Genomic DNA, 16499 nt, shown 5'->3' with positions numbered 1-16499 from the left:
ACCATCCTGTCGGCATACCCCGGTGACGAGTTTCGCGGACGATCGGGACGGCAGATTCCACACGTCCGAAGATTGGGTCAGGGAAGCAGGATCATGGTGAAGGAAAATCCGATTCACAAGCAGCAGATCGATCCGGTGCTGATGGCCGATCGCTTCCCCTTCTATGACCTCGACGGCCGCCTCGCCGCGGACGCCGCCGAAATCTACGGCATCATCGCAGGTCGCGAGGAGCATATCGCACGCGCCTATTGGGATGCGTTCAACGCACTGCCGGGCATGGAACGCAAGGTCGAGGGCGAGCTGCTCGAATCCTACGTCAAAGGCAGCGCGCGCCACACCGAAACCAAATATCGCGACGCCGCCGGCCAGGAGGTCGCGACGATCGCCTGCCAGAACACGCATATGGCGCGCCGCGTGAAACTGCCGCTCGCCTCGGTCATGTCGTGCATCGCCGAGAGCCTGCGCCTGACGATCGAATTCGTGATCGACGCCTGCGCGGGCGATACGCAGCGCCAGGCGCGGCTCACGAGCGCAATCAACCGTCTCGCGCTGCTCGAATTCGACATCATGCAGCGCTATGCGACCAAGCTCGACCGCGCCGTCATCTCGACCGAGCGCCAGTCGCTCGCGGGCGATTTCGACCGGTCGATCGCCTCGCTGGTGCAGGACACCGACACTGCGCGCCAGCAGCTCGCGAAGCAGGCTTCGTCGGCCGACCAAGCTGCCAAGGGCATGATCGCCAAGACGAGCGAAGTCGCCGCGGCTTCCGAGCAGTCGGCGATCGCGATGCGCGAAGCCGCCTCGACCGCCGCGGGCCTGATCCGCGCGATCGAGGATGCGCGCAGCGAGGTCGAAGCCTCGGCGAGCGTCGCGACGCGGGCGTCCGAACAGGCAGGCGAAGCCGTCGCCATGTCCGAAGCGCTCTCGCGCCACGCCGAATCGATCGAGTCGATTCTGGGCCTGATCCGCGAGATTGCGGGTCAGACGAACCTGCTCGCCCTGAACGCCACGATCGAGGCCGCCCGTGCGGGCGAGTCGGGTCGCGGCTTCGCGGTCGTCGCGCAGGAAGTGAAGAGCCTCGCCAACGAAACCGCGCGCGCGACTGACGATATCGCGGGCAAGATCACCGCGATCCAGCAGGCGACACGCGGGTCGGTGTCGGCGAACCAGTCGATCCAGCAGACGATCGTCGAAGTGCAGAATTCGGCGCAGCGCATCCGCGACGCGATGGACGCGCAGGCGCAGACGGTCACCTCGATCACCGCCGCCGTCGACGAAACCGCGCTCGCCGCCGACTCGATGTCGTCGACGATCGCGAGCATCCGCAACGATTCGGGCATGGTGGCCGGCGAGATCAGCACACTGAGCGCTGAATTCGCCAAGATGGGCGACCGCCTCCAGTCGCTGGAAAAGGCCGCGAGCGAATTCAGCCGCCGCGTCGCCTGATATCGGGCGCAAGCTTGGCAACGACACTTCCCCTGCCCTAAGGCGGGGGGATGACGACCCACATCCTGATCACCGGCGCCAGCCGCGGTATTGGCGCAGCGATTGCCGAAGCGCTGACTACTGACGCGACGAAAGTCGTCGCGCTGTCGAGCGCCGACGGCGACCTCTCCGATCCTGCGGTTCCAGGGAAGCTGTGGCAGGCGAGCCTCGACCGTCTCGATGGCCGTATCGACGTGCTGATCAACAATGCCGGCATCTTCGAAGCCAATCCGCTCGACGCGGACGATGCCGACTGGCTCGCGGGCTGGGAGCGCACGATGCAGGTCAACCTGACCGCAAGCGCCCTTTTCTGCCGCCGCGCCGTGCAGCACTGGCAGGACCGCCGATCGGTCGGCCGCATCGTCAACATCGCGAGCCGCGCCGCCTATCGCGGCGACAGCCCCGCCCACTGGCACTATGCCGCCTCGAAGGCCGGGATGGTCGCGATGACGAAGACGATCGCGCGCGGCTATGCGAAGGACGGCATTCTCGCTTTCGCGATCTGCCCGGGCTTCACGATGACCGGCATGGCCGACGAATATCTGGCGAGCCGCGGCGGCGACAAATTGCTCGCCGATATTCCGCTCGGCCGCGTCGCCATGCCCGACGAGGTCGGCGAAATGGCTCGCTGGTGCGCACTCGATGCGCCCGCGTCGATGACCGGCGCCGTGCTCGACGTCAACGGCGCGAGCTACGTGCGCTGAGATGAGCTGGATCGTCTCTCTCCCCTGTACCCGCGCCGAGGCCGAGGCTTTGTCCGGCGAAATTCCCGAACTCGATGCGATGCCCGAGGCGCCCGTCGTCGTGACGCGCGAGATCGACGAGGATGCCGGGCTTTGGCAGCTCGATGCCTATATGGACGACAAGCCGGATGCGGCGCTGATCCGGCTGTTGCAGTCATTGGTTCCGAGCGCAAAGGGTACGAAGCCCACCGTCGAGGAGCTGGTCGAGCAGGACTGGATCACGCTGTCACAGCAGGGTCTCGAGCCCGTTCAGGCAGGCAGATTCTTCGTCCACACAACCAGCTATGCAGATCAGGTGCCGCCGGGCACCGTCCCCTTCCTGATTGACGCAAGCCAGGCATTCGGGACCGGCGGGCACGACACCACTGCCGGCTGCCTGAAAATGCTCGACAGCCTTGCCCGGCAAGGCGCGAGCCCGCGGAATATTGCCGACGTCGGAACCGGCACCGGTCTGCTGGCGTTCGCCGCGATGCATCTGTGGCCGCGCGCGAAGACGATCGCGTCGGACATCGACCCGGCGAGCATCCTCGTCACCCGCGACAATGCAGCCATCAACGGCGTTCCGCTTGGCCGCGGCGGCGGGCGGCTGGCCCTCGCGGTCGCGCCGGGGACCGACCATCCGGCGATCCGCCACCGCGCGCCCTATGATCTGGTCGTCGCGAACATCCTGGCCGGTCCGCTGATCACGCTGGCGCCAGACATCGGTGCGGCGACCGCGCCCGGCGGCCACGCGATCCTCGCCGGGCTTATCGCGCGCCAGATGGAGCCGGTGCTTGCCGCCTACCGTGCGCAAGGCTTCCGGCTGGTTGCACGCGGCGGCAGTGCCGAATGGCCGTGCCTGCTACTGGCGAAACGCCGCCGCTACGGATACCGGCGCAAGGAACGCGCCTTCCATCGCGCCAGCCCGTCGGACGCGAGCTTCGGGAGCTGGTAGCTCCGGGCGGGATGGCCTCAGGCTAAATACTGGAAATACCCCGAAGATTTGCTATGCTCCGGCAATCGCAACCGGGAGAGGCCGACCATGAGCCTGTTTGCCATTGCCTTGCTTGCCACCGCACCCGCGGCAGGCGACGCAGCCGAACCGATCGTCGTGACCGGAACCCCCGTCACCCGCGAGGACGCGAGAAAGCGCGCCGCCCAGTTCGTCCGCCGGGCCGGAGTGGCCCAGCTGCAGCCCGTCGCGCGATGGACGATGCCGGTCTGCCCCCGCACGGTCGGCCTCGACGACAATGTCGCTGCGATCGTCGACAACCGCATCCGCACGATAGCCGCTTCGACGGGAGCAAAAGTCGCCCCCGCGGGCTGCGCCGCAAATATCGTGGTGGTCTTTACGGCCGACGGGAACAGCCTTGCCCGCGCGATTCTGAAAAAGTCGCCCGATCTGCTGGCCGAAATGTCGCCGGTCGCGCGCGAGCGGATACTGGATGGCGACGGTCCGATCCGCTGGTGGTACAATACGCGCGTCGAAACCCGGCACGGCATGCCGGTTTCAAACGGCATGATCCGGCAGTATAACAGCAGCATTGTCAGCACGCAGGTCGTGCGGGCGTTGCAATCGGCAACCGTCATCGTCGATGTCGAAAAGGCGGAGGGCACGCCGCTCGAGGCCGTCGCCTCGCACGCCGCGATGGTCGCGCTCGCCGAACTCAGCAGCAATCCCCCGCCCCCGGAAGGCTCGATCATGGGGCTGTTCGACGGCGAGTCGGGGCGCCGCGAGCTGTCCGACAGCGATACGGCGCTGCTGCGCGGAATCTATGAGATACCGCCGGACCGTGAGGCGTTTCAGCACCGCCGCCAGCTGGTCTCGACGGTTCGCAAGGAACAGCAGGGCGAGGAGTGAGGCTCAGCCGCTCTTTGCGAGCGCATAGTCCTGCGTGCCGCGCGTGATCACCTCGTCGCCGGGAAGTATGTCGGCAATGGCAATCGGCGGCAGCGCGTCGTTCGCGGCATAGAGCGGCGCGAAATCGGTATTCACCGTGGTGTCGAGCAGCTGATCGAGGCTGTCGATGACGAAATAATTCTGCTGGAAATCGTCGATCCGGTAATCGGTACGCATCACGCGCGCGAGATCGAAGCCGATGCGGTTCGGACTGTCGCTGTCGAGCGCAAACACGCTCTCGGCATAGCTCGACACGATGCCGGCACCATAGATGCGCAGCCCGCCCGCTTCGCGGATCAGACCGAATTCGACCGTGTACCAATAGAGCCGCGCGAGCTGCTTCAGCGCGTCGAACTTCAGGCTGCGGAGGCCCCCTTCGCCATAGGCGACCATGTAGTCGGCGAAGACCGGATCGGCGAGCATCGGGACATGGCCGAACACGTCGTGAAAGACGTCGGGTTCCTGCAGATAGTCGAGCTGCTCGGGAGTACGGATGAAATTGCCCGCCGGGAACCGGCGGTTGGCGAGATGGTCGAAAAAGACGTCGTCGGGGACGAGCCCCGGCACCGCGACGACCTGCCACCCCGTAGCATCCGTCAGCCGCGCGTTGAGCTCTCGATAGTCGGGGATGCCCGGCTTTTCGAGCTTGAGCACGTCGATCCCGCGCAGAAAGGCTTCGGATGCACGCCCGGGCAGCATCGCCGACTGGCGCGCAAAAAGCCGGTCCCACATCGCATGCTCGTCAGCGGTAAAGGCATCCCAGTCCTGCGGAATCGTCCAGTCGGCCGCGGCGCCGGGCGGCGGCACTTCATGGACGTGGGTAAAGCCATCCTTCATCGAACAGGGTCTAGCATGAACTGGTTTCAGATGAAACCTTTCCGACGCGCGACTCCGAGCCATCGTGCCGCACGCGGAAGGCGCGGCAAGATTAGCCGATCGACGATCCACAGCAAGGCCAGCGACGCGGCCAGCATGGGCAGAAACGCCGCGAGCAGCAGGATGATCGCCGCGACGCCCCTGAGCCGCGCCGGATCGCGCGACGGCGAAGGCGCGCCGAGCACGTCCTCCGGCTTGCGGCGGCGCCACATCAGAAAGCCGGAGATCGCGAGCGTGAAAAGCGCCAGCGCGGTCACGACGCCGACGATCTGGTTCGCGAGCCCGAAGAGCTGTCCCTCATGCCAGGCGATCCCGATGTTCACCACGCGGTCGATGACATGCTTGTCGGCAAAGCCGCTGCGCGAAACCTCGAGGCTCGTCGCGGGATCATAGCTGACCTTCCGCACCTGTGGCCGGTTCTGGGTCTGCGTCGTCAATGTCCAGACATTGCCGTTCGGCGGGCCGAACATGTTGGGGGCGCCCGGCGGCTGGATGATCGCGGGCGCAGGCATATGCTCGGCGCGGGCGCGGAGGACGATATAGGCGAGCGGCGCACGATGCTCCGGACCCTGCGGCCTGGGCGCCGCCGAAGCCATGGCATGATGATCATGCGCAGCGTGGGGGTCGGCGCCACCCTTCCAGTCGGGGACGCCCGCCACCCATCCCATCTCGGCGCGGATCGCGCGAAAGCCGCCGGCCCACACGTCGGTCCACGGTAGCGCCGTGAAGAGCAGGATCAGCGCCAGCCCCGACACCCAGAAGCCCCTGACGGTGTGGAGGTCGCGCAGGGCGGTGCGGCCGCCAAGCGACAGCCGCGGCCAGACGATTCCCGCAAGGCCCCGCCCCCGCGGCCACCAGAGATAGAGGCCGGTCAGGATCAGCACGATCGCCCAGCTCGCCGCCAGTTCGACGAGCAGCCTGCCGCTGCGCCCGGCCAGCAGGCTGCCATGCAGACGTGCAAGCCATGCCGACCATCGCGCGTCGGGGTCGACCGTCCCGATCACCCGCCCCTGCGGCGAAACCGCGACGTCGCGCATCGCGCCGCCGGACAGGCCGATATGGACGACCGCGGCGTCGCCGGCCGCCTCGGGAATGCGATAATAGTGAAAGCTCGCTCCGGGGTTGCCCGCGAGAGCCGCCGCAACCTGCGCGTCGGCGTCGACGGCCCCCTCCGAAGACAGCCCGCGCCATGCGCTTTCTTCCCACCGGTCGAGCTGCGGCTTGAACAGATAGGCCGCGCCCGTCACCGACAGGACAAGCACGATGGGATGACGAACAGCCCGGCATAGAAATGCCAGCGCCAGATCGTGCGATAGAGCGGAATCCGGTTGACGTCGGCCATCCCCAAGTCCCTCAGAAACGCGCGCGAAGGCCGGCGGAGACCGCCCGGCGTTCGACGGGGTAATAGATCGCCGGGTTTGCGGCCGACGTCACCGAAGCATCGATCGTCGCGCTGATGTCGCCGATCGCCCTTTTTCCCGTGATGTTGCGGATGTCGACAAATGCTTCGACACCCTCAGCCACGCGCGCACCGCCGGTAAGGCCGACCAGCGCATAGCCGGGGGTGCGGACATTGTTGCGATAGTCGGCGAACGGGCCCTGCGGCACCCATTCGACGTTCGGCGCAACGTGCAACGCATCGGTGCCGATCCGCGCCTCGGCACGATAGGCATGCTTCGGCACCACCGGCAGGCGGTTGTCGCCGAATTGACTGTCGTTCCGGAAGCGGAAGTCGCTGAACGCATATGTCTGGCGCAGACGCAGCCAGGGCGCGATATCGAGATCGAGCCCCGCCTCGATCCCCTGATGCAGGGTCCGGTCGGCGTTGAAGGTGGCGGCCGGGATACTGCTGCTCACGCTATATTGCAGCATCTCTCCTTTCAGCGTCGAGCGATAGAGCGCCAGATCCCAATGGACGATGCCCACGCTGCCGCGCGTACCGATTTCGGCGGTCCAGGCACGTTGCGGCCGGATGTCCGAAATCAGCATGCTGACGGGCGGCACGCCGACCGACTGGAACACCTCGCCGAACCCCGGGAATTCGGCCGAGCGGCTGTAGTTGGCGAAGAATTGCACGCCGTCCGCCGGCTCGAACAGTAAGCCGAATTTCGGTGAAAAGGCATCGAAATCGACCCGCCCGTCGTTCGCCGGACTGGTCGAGAAATCGACCCGGCGTTTCCGCCAGCCGTCGGCATAGACCCCGCCCGCGATCAGCGAAAGTTGCGGCGCCGGCCGCACGCGGACTTCGCCATACAGGTTCGCGGTCTGCGCGTCCTGATCGGCGTCGAAAGTCAGCGCGCCACGCCGACCGGCGATATTGACGAACTGGCGTGCATGAACAGTGCCGCGGCGCAATTCGCCCCCCAGCGTCGCCTCGACCGGTCCCGCCGCATAGTCGAGCCGCGCAAAACCGCCGACGTCGGTCGATTTCTGGTCGATTACCTGAAAGATCGGATGGAACAGCGACTTGGCGTTGACGAAGCCTCCGACCTCCAGCTTCGCCGCGCCGAAGTCGAAAGTCGTGCGATTCTGCAGGCGCAGCGAGTCTATGTCGCGTTGCTGATCGCCTGCTGCGCTGCCGGCGTTCGCCATCTTCGGCGTCGTCAGCGCCTGCGCACGGGTCAGCGCGCCGGGAAGCTGCTGGTCGATAGTGTTGAAGCTGACATAGAAGCGCGTCGATACCGTGTCGCCGAACCGCAGACCGACGTTCCCCTGAAAGCGAAGACTGCGTCGTTTCGCATGGTCGCGGTCGCCATCCGACGTGTCGGCGCTCACCGCCCCCCAGGCATCGACCGCGTCGCTGGCGACCCCCGCCGACACGAGGCCGCGATGGAGATCGAAGCTGCCGACATCGCCGCGCAGATATATTCCTCCGGCCGTGCGGGCGGTCGGGGTCACGCCGTTGATTGCGCCGCCCAATGTGCCCGATCCGAAGCGCAGCGCATTGGCGCCGCGATACACTTCGAGATGATCGAAGAAGATCGGCTCGAGCTCCTGGAAATCGCCATTATCGTCGGCGAGATTGATCGGCACCCCGTCCTGCAACAACGTCAGCCCGCGCATGTGAAAGCCGCGCGAGATACCCGAGCCGCGGATCGAGATGCGTACCTCCTGCCCGTAGCGGGGCTGGAGATATATCCCCGGCGAAAAAGCCAGCGCGTCGCGCAGGGACACGACCGACTTGTCGGCATAGTCTTCATAGGAAACGACATCGGTGCCGCCCGGTGTATGCGAGGCACGGTCTTCGGCAGCATGGGTCGCAGTGGGTGCGGTCACGATAATGGCGGAATCGGCCTCGTCGGCATGGACGGGCGAAGCCGCAAGGCAAGATGCAAGCGCCAGCAACGGCGCCGCACAATCGGCATTGATCTTCATCGGAATATCTTCCCCGGATACAGGCATGGGGCCGCGCCGCGCTTTCGGGCGCGGACGGCATGTCAGGCTGGATCAGGCGAAGAGGGGTGGTCCGGTACTGGGAGGGAGCGGCGACGCGATCCCCGGGGCATAGCCCAGCGAGGGAACGGCAGCGGGAGAGGGCTCAGCCTCGACGAGCTTCTCGGGCAGCGCCGGCAAGTCGGGCGCGATGGGAGCAGCCGCGAGCGCGCCCCAAGGACAATGCTGCTGGCCCTTGCCGGCCTGGTGATCGCCGGTCTTCTTCAGCGCGATCGTCACCGTCCCGTCGGGATTGGCGGGGTCCGAACAGACGCGAACGGTGATCGTGCCGTCGGCATTGCTGTCGATCATCCAGCCGGGCGCGACGAGCATTCGCGCCGCCAGCGCCAGAATCAGCGGCAGCAGCAACAGGATGCCCGGACGGCGAAAGGCGGCAAGGATGCCCACGCGTCGCGCCTTATGGCGCACCGCTAGCGCTGGCAAGCGGACAGATTGCCCTATCCGGCGCCACGCTGTCCGGCGTCCCTATTCGGCCGGCGTCTCGTCGGTCTTCTTGCCGGTGCGCGTCCACGGATAGAGGAACTGACCCCAATATTTCTTCGGTACATCCTCGGGGATGCCGTAATTTTCGGGCCAGCGGTCCTTCGGCAGGTGGAAAGTGCCGAACAATTTGTCGATCCACGGAAAGTGAATCGCGAAATTGACGTCGAAGGCCTCGCGCTCCAGCCCGTGGTGCCAGTGGTGAAAGCGCGGCGTCGCGACCCAGTGGCCGAGGCGGTTGAAATTGCCCCCGACATTGGCGTGGAGCAGCGACGACCAGACATAGACGAAACCGATATAGGCCTGCATCACCGAAGGCGAGAAACCGAGCGTGAACAGCGGCAGCGAGGTGATTGCGCGCAGCAGGATGATCTCGACGAAGTGCATCCGCGACCCGGCGAGCCAGTCCATCGACTTGGCGCTGTGGTGCACCGCGTGGAAACCCCAGAGGAAGGGGTAGCGGTGGAAGGTGCGGTGGAACCAGTATTGCACCATGTCCGACGCGACGAGCACGATCAGGAACTGGACGATCCACGGCAGCGACGCGACCCCGGCGCGGAAGGTGTCCCAGCTGTTCGTATGCGCGTTGACGAACTGCTGCGGCGCGAGCGCAAGGAAACCCAGCACCTGCACGAACATCGTGCTGACGAGATAATAGAAGAGGTCCTCGCGCCATTCGGTACGAAACAGCCGCTGCGCGCGGCGATGCGGGAAGGCGCGTTCGAGCGGCGCGAACATGAAGCCGGTGACGAGCAGGTTCACGACGAAGAAGTCGAGCCCGAAGAAGATGCCCCAGTCGCGCGTTTCCTGCGGCTGGACGTTCGACCCGCCAAGCAGGATCGCCCCGAGCCCGATCATCAGCGCGGTGAGCCCGAGCACCTTGCGCGGGCGGAGCAGCAGGCTGAGCAACGATAGTCCATAGCTGACGAGGAGAACGAGGTGAACCGCACCGCGAAAGCCGGTCCAGTTCTTGACGACCGCAAGCTCGGGGGTCGCGAACCAGTCGGGGAAACGCAGCGCAATCACCATCAGGAAGCCCGCGATCGCGAACAGCAGCCCGAAGAAGCCCGACAGCCACCCGCTCCCGAACCGCCGCACCTCGGTGTGCGATTCCAGATCGTGCATCAGCGTTTCGAGATAGTCATTCTTTGCCATGCGGCCCCCTCACAGCATTTCGTGCGCGCCGTCTGTGATGGCGCGCACGTTCCTCTTCTAACCCGCTGCCGCGACGATCGCAGCCCATTCGGCCTCGTCGATCACGCGGATACCGAGCGCGCTCGCCTGCTTGAGTTTCGACCCTGCGCCGGGGCCCGCAACGACCAGATCGGTCTTGGCGCTGACCGAGCCTGCAGCCTTGGCGCCCAAAGCTTCGGCCTGCGCCTTGGCCTCGTCGCGGCTCATCGTTTCGAGTTTGCCGGTGAAGACCACTGTCATGCCCGACACCTCGCTCTCGCGGGTTTCGACAACATAGGGAGGGGGTGAGACCTCGCCCATCAGATCGTCCCATAGCACGCCGTTGTGCGGCTCGTGGAAGAAATCGCCGAGCGCCTGAACAACGACAGGGCCGACACCGTCAATAATGGTAAGCTCTGCAATCGAAAGCTCATCACCTGCATGCGCTTCGAATGCGCATTTTCGCAGAACCCCCAACTCACCGAAATGCTTTAGGAGATCGCGCGCGGTCACCGCGCCGACGTGGCGAATGCCGAGCCCGAACAGCAGGCGCGCGGCGTCAGGTGAGCGCTTCGCCTCGATCGCGGCGAAGAGATTGTCGACCGACTTTTCCTTCCACCCCTCGCGGCCGAGCAGGTCGTCGCGGTGGTTCTTCAGGCGGAAGATATCGGCGGGCCCCTTGTCAAGCCAGCCGAGGTCGAGGAACTCCTGAATGCTCTTTTCGCCGAGCCCCTCGATGTCGAGCGCGCCGCGGCTGACGAAATGGCGCAGGCGTTCGAACTTCTGCGCGTTGCAGATGAGGCCGCCGGTGCAGCGGACGTCGACCTCGCCCTCCTCGGCGACCGCTTCGCTGTCGCAGACGGGGCAATGGTCGGGGAAGATATAGGCGGCGCGATCCTCGTCGCGGGTGAGGTTCTCAACGACCTGCGGGATCACGTCGCCCGCGCGCTGGATCACGACGCGGTCGCCGGGGCGCACGCCGAGGCGGCCGATCTCGTCGCGGTTGTGGAGCGTGACGTTCGACACGACAACACCGCCGACGGTGACGGGGGTGAGCCGCCCGACCGGGGTCAGCTTGCCGGTGCGGCCGACCTGGATGTCGATCGCCTCGAGCGTCGTCTGCGCCCGTTCGGCGGGGAATTTATGCGCGATCGCCCAGCGCGGCGCCTTTGCGACGAAGCCCAGACGCTGCTGCCAGTCGAGACGGTCGATCTTATAGACGACGCCGTCGATATCGTAGGGCATCTCGGCGCGCTCGGCCTCAATCATCCGGTAGTGCGCGAGCACGTCGGCGACGCTCTCGAAGCGCTTCAGCAGCGGCGAGACGGGAACGCCCCACGCCGCGATCTGCTTCATCATCGCATATTGCGTCTCGGCGGGCACCGCGCTGACCTCGCCCCAGCCATGCGCGAGAAAGCGCAGCGGACGCGACGCGGTGACGTTGGCATCCTTCTGGCGCAGCGAGCCCGCCGCGGCGTTGCGCGGATTGGCAAACTGGCGGACGGTCGCCGGATCGAAATCCTGCTCGCGTTGCGAAGCAAGCGCCCTGCCCTCGTCCATCAAACGCTCGTTCAGCGCGGCGAAATCGGCCTTGGCCATATAGACCTCGCCGCGGATCTCGAAGACGTCGGGTGCGGTACCCTTCAGGTCCTGCGGAATGTCGGCGATCGTCGCGACGTTCGCGGTGACGTCCTCGCCGACCGAACCGTCGCCGCGCGTCGCGGCCTGCACGAGCTTGCCTTTCTCGTAGCGCAGCGAACAAGACAGGCCGTCGATCTTGTCCTCGGCTGTGAGCGCGATGGCCTCGTCCGCGCCGAGATTGAGGAAGCGCCGCACCCGCGCCGCGAACTCTTCGACATCCTCGCCCGAAAAGGCGTTGTCGAGGCTCATCATCCGTACCGCGTGCGTGACCTTGGCAAGCGGCGAGCTCTCGACCGCTGCGCCGACCAGCTTGTTCGGGCTGTCGGCGCGGATCAGGTGCGGGAAGGCATTTTCGATTTCGGTGTTACGACGCACGAGCGCGTCATAGTCGGCGTCCGCAATCTCGGGCGCATCGTCGGCATGATAGCGTTTGCTGTGATAGGCGATCGTTTTCGCGAGCCGCATCAGTTCGTTGGCGGCGTCGGCTTCGGTCAGCGATTCAATTTCGGTCATGCGCCGGCTTTTGCCACCGGCTTGAACTCGGCGCGAGTACCAAATCCTGCGATAAGCGGGCGACCTTTCCGGATCGCTTCCTGCACCACCGGTAATTGAAGCGAGGCGGCGTGCGATTCCCTGCTGTCCCACAATTCGACGATCCAGATCGCGTCGGGGTTCGCGCTATCCTCGCCGACCAGATAGGCGATGTTGCCGGGCATCGATCCGGTGCCTTCGGACAGGATCGCGGTTAGCGCCGCGCGCTGCCCTGGCTGCGCCATCATCTGCCCGATGAGGCCGTATTGCGGATCGGCTTCTTCCATTCTTGCCTCCATGGCCCGAAGTTTCGTCGCGGGCAGCAATGCCCCCGCCATCGCCAGCAACGCGGCCAGATGCTCGCGCCGGTTCATTTCGCGATCGCCAGCACATGCACCTCGCGGCGGATACGAAAGCCGAGCGATTCATACAGGCCGATCGCGCCGGCATTGTCGGCGTAGCTGTGCAGGAAGGGCGTTTCGCCGCGCGCCACCATCGCACGCATCACATGACCGATCAGCGCACGCGCCAGCCCGCGCCCGCGGCAATCCTCCCATGTCGAAACGCCGCTGACCTCGGCCATGCCGGGGGCAAGGATGCGCTGGCCCGCCATCGCGAGCAGGCGCCCGTCTTCGCGGACCCCGAAGAAGGGACCGTAACGATGCGTCGCCGGACCCCACGGCCCGGGCTTCGCATGATCCGCGAGCGCCGCCATTTCGGCGGCATCGCCCTCGCCGAGGGGGATGATCGCGGGTTCGCCGTCGCGCGGCACGGGCGGCGGCCCTTCGGCTACCATCTGCGCCAGCACGGCGCGCTTTACCTCGCGCGTTCCGGCCGGCACCGGCCAGGGCTCGCCCTCGACGATCCAGAGTTCGCCATCATCCGGAACCAGCGTGGCGAGAGCCGCTTGCGCTTCCGCGCCGGTGTCGACGGCGACGCCGAACACACCATAACCGCGGTCGATCCGCATCGCCCTGTCCCCGCCCTCGGCCAGATGCGCCTGTCGTCCGGTGAGCATCGTCCAGATCGGCCGGTCGAGCGGATGGGCAGCCATGCGTCTCAGCCCCGCTCCATCGCGAGCGTCTCGGTCGGCGGAATCTGCATCCCCTCGAACGCCTCCTTGGCATAGGGCCCGTCGACATCGACCCAGTGCAGGAACAGATGCGCCGACCAGCGATTGGGGTTCGGCATCATCCGCCCATGCGCCCGGTGGACGCCCTGATAGAGTACCGCATCGCCCGCGCACATCGCCACCGAGCCATAGGGCTCGTCACCGAAATCGGCATCGGCGCGCTGGCGCGGGGTTTCGATATGGCGCGACCCGACTTCGAGCGGCCACGGCCGGTCGTCACTCGCTGCGAGCAGCAGCGACAGGCTGTGCTCGCAGGCGTAGCGGTCCGAATGGATGCGGCAGATATCGCCCGCGCGGTACATGCGGAAATAGCAATAGGTCGGACGAAGCTCACGGCCGACGAGCGTGCTCACCGCCGGCGTCATTCCCCACAGGAAAGTGATCATCGGCGTATATTGCAGGCCGTAAACCTCGACCGCCTCGGTCTTGAGCAGGTCCGATCCGCGCTTCAACTGGTCGAACGCAACACCCGCACGCGTGAGGTCGGACTTCAGCGTACCCAGAAAGGCATGCGTCACGTCCGTCGGCAGAAAGCCGGGCAAGGCCAGATAACCGTCGTCCCGATAATTGCCCGTCATACAGTCTCCAACAGTCTTTCCGCTTGCGCGCGTGCTTCGGCGGTGACTTCGGCGCCCGATAGCATCCGCGCGATTTCCTCGCGGCGACCAGCATCGTCGAGCGCGCGAACGCCGGTGCGGGTGACCGTGCCTTCGCTCGATTTCGCGATGACAAAGTGCGACGCACCCTTCGCCGCGACCTGCGGGCTGTGGGTCACCGCCAGCAGTTGCTTGCCCGCGCCGGCGAGCCTTGCCAGCCGCTCACCGATCGCGCTCGCGACCGCGCCGCCGACGCCGCGGTCGATCTCGTCGAAGATGATCGTGTCGGCGCCGCCCTCTTCGGCAAGCGCAACCTTCAATGCGAGGATGAAGCGCGACAGTTCGCCGCCCGACGCAATCTTCGCCAGCGGTGCAAAGGGCGCGCCGGGGTTGGTCGAGATCAGGAATTCGACACGGTCGATACCGTCGGCACCCCAGCGCTCGGCGGGAAGGCGCTCGACCGCGGTCCGGAAGCGCGCCGCGTCGAGCTTCAGCGGGACGAGCTCGCCGGCAACCGCGGTATCGAGACGAGTCGCCGCTCTGGCACGCAGGTCGGACAGGGCCGTCGCGGCGTGGGTATAGGCGGACGCCGTTTCCGCGACCGCAGCTTCGAGCCGCGCGAGGCCGGCGCTGCCGCCCTCGATCGCGTCGAGCCGCGCCGCGAGTTCGCCCGACAGTTCGGCAAGCTCGTCGGGCTGGACATTGTGCTTGCGCGCCATCGCACGCAGTTCGAACAGGCGCGTTTCGGTCTCTTCGAGGCGCTCGGGATCATATTCCATCGCACGCGCGGCTTCGCCCAGCTTCGTCTCGGCCTCGTCGGCCTCGATAATCGCGCGGTCGAGACTGGCGAGCGCTTCGGCGAGCAGCGGATGATCGCCCGCAAGCCGGTCGAGCCGCCGCGCCGCGCCGCGCAACAGCGCCGGACCGCCGTCGCTGCCGTCGAATGCCTCCATGATCGCGCCGAGATCCCCGGCGATCTTCTCGCCCTTCTGCATCGCGGCGCGTGCCTCGGCGAGTTCGGCCTCTTCGCCGGCGCGGGGGCCGAGCGCCTGCAATTCGGCAACGCAATGTTCGAGCCATTCGCGGTCGCGTTCGGCCTCGGAGATCGCCGCCCGCGCGGCTGCCAGCCTGTCCTCCGCAACACGCCACGCGGCATGGGCGCTCGCGACCGCGCCGGTGTCGGCACGCGCATAGGCGTCAAGCAGCGCGCGATGCCCCGCGGGCGCAAGCAGGCCGCGGTCGTCGTGCTGGCCATGAATTTCGACGAGATAGCCCCCGACCTCGCGAAGCAGCGCCGCCGAACAGGGCTGGTCGTTCAGGAACGCGCGGCTGCCGCCGTCGGCCTTGAGCGCCCGGCGGATCAGCAGCGGCTCGCCCGGATCGAGCGCGACATCGTTTTCGGCAAGCAGCGCGGCGAGCGGCGTGCCCGGCGCGGGCGGGGTGAAGCTTGCCGTGACCTGCGCCTTGTCGGTTCCCTGCCGCACGAGCGCGCTGTCGGCACGCATCCCGAGCGCGAGCCCCAGCGCATCGAGCAGGATCGACTTGCCGGCCCCGGTCTCGCCCGTGAGCACGCCGAGCCCGGTCTCGAAATCGAGGTCGAGCCGTTCGATCAGAACGATGTTGGCGATGGAAAGCGCCGTCAGCATGTCCTGCCCTTACCGCAGAACAAAATGCGAATCCACGCGCAGAATTATGCGCTGGGCGCGTTCTTCTGCATCAGCCTGTAGGCGCGCTCATACCATTCGCTGCCCGGATAGTTCGCGCCGAGGACCGCAGCCGATTTCTTCGCCTCTTCCGGAATGCCGAGCGCAAGATAGCATTCGGTCAGGCGATAAAGCGCCTCGGCGGCATGGCTGGTCGTCTGGAACTTTTCGGTCACTTCGCGGAAGCGGATCGAAGCGGCGAGCCAGTTCGAGCTGCGCTGATAGAAGCGCCCGATCTCCATCTCCTTGCCCGCGAGATGGTCCTGCACGAGGTCGATCTTGAGCCGCGCGTCGGCGGCGTAACGCGTGTCGGGATAGCGGCGGGTCACCTCGCCGAGCGCGTTGAGCGCCTGCTCGGTGATCTTCTGGTCGCGCGTGACGTCGCTGATCTGCTCATAATAGCTGAGCGCGATCAGATAATAGGCGTAAGCCGCGTCCTTGTTGCCCGGGTGGATCGCGAGGAATCGCTGCGCGGCCTCGATCGCCGGGGTATATTCGCGGTCCATATAATAGCTGAAGCTGCTCATCAGCTGCGCGCGGCGGGCCCAGGGCGAATAGGGATGCTGGCGCTCGACCTCGTCGAACAATGCGGCGGCGATCTTGTACTGCCGACGGTCGAGGCGATCCTGTGCCGCACGGTAGAGCGTATTGACGTCGCGCGCGACGTAGCGTGTGTCCTTTTTGACCCCCGCGCCACCGGCGCAAGCGGCCAGCATCGGTGAAATCACAAGAGCGGCGGCGAGCAGGCGCGTCGTTGCGCGCAGGGAGGAACGCTGAGTCATGCGCGCGGTATAGCCACAGCGCGGA

General features: G+C 66.3%; 15 protein-coding genes. 4 read left to right on the top strand and 11 right to left on the bottom strand.

Annotation, left to right across the window (positions count from 1 at the left end; all coding sequences use genetic code 11):
- The first annotated feature begins 93 nt into the window (after positions 1-93).
- The 4 genes from L7H23_RS14010 to L7H23_RS13995 all read left to right on the top strand — a co-directional run bounded on the left by L7H23_RS14010 (position 94) and on the right by L7H23_RS13995 (position 4068).
- Positions 94-1446 carry a methyl-accepting chemotaxis protein gene (locus tag L7H23_RS14010; protein ID WP_237836484.1) on the top strand — a complete coding sequence of 451 codons (1353 nt, stop codon included), beginning with the start codon at positions 94-96 and terminating at the stop codon, positions 1444-1446.
- 50 nt (positions 1447-1496) lie between these two features.
- A complete protein-coding gene (locus L7H23_RS14005; protein WP_237836483.1) occupies positions 1497-2189 on the top strand; it encodes an SDR family NAD(P)-dependent oxidoreductase in 693 nt (230 codons plus the stop codon).
- 1 nt (position 2190) lies between these two features.
- Entirely contained in the window at positions 2191-3162 is a 972-nt protein-coding gene (locus tag L7H23_RS14000) for a 50S ribosomal protein L11 methyltransferase (RefSeq protein ID WP_237836482.1), read from the top strand.
- 87 nt (positions 3163-3249) lie between these two features.
- Positions 3250-4068 carry a hypothetical protein gene (locus L7H23_RS13995; RefSeq protein WP_237836481.1) on the top strand — a complete coding sequence of 273 codons (819 nt, stop codon included), beginning with the start codon at positions 3250-3252 and terminating at the stop codon, positions 4066-4068.
- Between the two features lie 3 nt (positions 4069-4071).
- On the opposite strand, the gene phhA is transcribed toward L7H23_RS13995, so the two are convergent.
- The 11 genes from phhA to L7H23_RS13940 form a co-directional block, all read right to left on the bottom strand.
- Positions 4072-4944 carry a phenylalanine 4-monooxygenase gene (gene phhA, locus L7H23_RS13990; RefSeq protein WP_237836480.1) on the bottom strand — a complete coding sequence of 291 codons (873 nt, stop codon included), beginning with the start codon at positions 4942-4944 and terminating at the stop codon, positions 4072-4074.
- 26 nt (positions 4945-4970) lie between these two features.
- Positions 4971-6245 carry a PepSY domain-containing protein gene (locus L7H23_RS13985; protein WP_237836479.1) on the bottom strand — a complete coding sequence of 425 codons (1275 nt, stop codon included), beginning with the start codon at positions 6243-6245 and terminating at the stop codon, positions 4971-4973.
- A 91-nt stretch (positions 6246-6336) separates the two neighbouring features.
- Entirely contained in the window at positions 6337-8358 is a 2022-nt protein-coding gene (locus L7H23_RS13980; protein WP_237836478.1) for a TonB-dependent receptor, read from the bottom strand.
- Between the two features lie 72 nt (positions 8359-8430).
- Positions 8431-8823 (bottom strand): hypothetical protein, encoded by a 393-nt coding sequence (locus L7H23_RS13975; protein ID WP_237836477.1) that lies wholly within the window; start codon positions 8821-8823, stop codon positions 8431-8433.
- 78 nt (positions 8824-8901) lie between these two features.
- A complete protein-coding gene (locus tag L7H23_RS13970; RefSeq protein WP_237836476.1) occupies positions 8902-10071 on the bottom strand; it encodes a sterol desaturase family protein in 1170 nt (389 codons plus the stop codon).
- 57 nt (positions 10072-10128) lie between these two features.
- On the bottom strand, positions 10129-12243 hold the full coding sequence (gene ligA / locus L7H23_RS13965) for an NAD-dependent DNA ligase LigA (protein WP_237836475.1): 2115 nt from the start codon (positions 12241-12243) through the stop codon (positions 10129-10131).
- Positions 12240-12635, bottom strand: coding sequence for an antibiotic biosynthesis monooxygenase (locus L7H23_RS13960; protein ID WP_237836474.1), 396 nt, complete (start codon positions 12633-12635; stop codon positions 12240-12242). The genes ligA and L7H23_RS13960 overlap by 4 nt, the downstream gene beginning before the upstream one ends.
- Positions 12632-13315, bottom strand: coding sequence for a GNAT family N-acetyltransferase (locus L7H23_RS13955; protein ID WP_237836473.1), 684 nt, complete (start codon positions 13313-13315; stop codon positions 12632-12634). The genes L7H23_RS13960 and L7H23_RS13955 overlap by 4 nt, the downstream gene beginning before the upstream one ends.
- 5 nt (positions 13316-13320) lie before the next feature.
- Positions 13321-13971: a hypothetical protein gene (locus tag L7H23_RS13950; protein WP_237836472.1), complete on the bottom strand. Its 651-nt coding sequence runs from the start codon at positions 13969-13971 to the stop codon at positions 13321-13323.
- Complete coding sequence (gene recN, locus L7H23_RS13945) at positions 13968-15635, bottom strand: DNA repair protein RecN (RefSeq protein WP_237836471.1); 1668 nt, start codon at positions 15633-15635, stop codon at positions 13968-13970. Before recN ends, L7H23_RS13950 begins: the two co-directional genes overlap by 4 nt.
- Positions 15636-15679: 44 nt before the next feature.
- The gene (locus tag L7H23_RS13940) at positions 15680-16474 is read right to left on the bottom strand and encodes an outer membrane protein assembly factor BamD (protein ID WP_237836470.1); all 795 of its coding nucleotides are present in this window, start codon (positions 16472-16474) and stop codon (positions 15680-15682) included.
- Between the last annotated feature and the right edge of the window lie 25 nt (positions 16475-16499).

Source organism: Sphingopyxis sp. BSN-002 (assembly GCF_022024275.1).
Taxonomy (GTDB): Bacteria; Pseudomonadota; Alphaproteobacteria; order Sphingomonadales; family Sphingomonadaceae; genus Sphingopyxis.
Note: the sequence above shows the minus strand (reverse complement) of the source record. Positions and strands in the feature narration are given on the sequence as shown.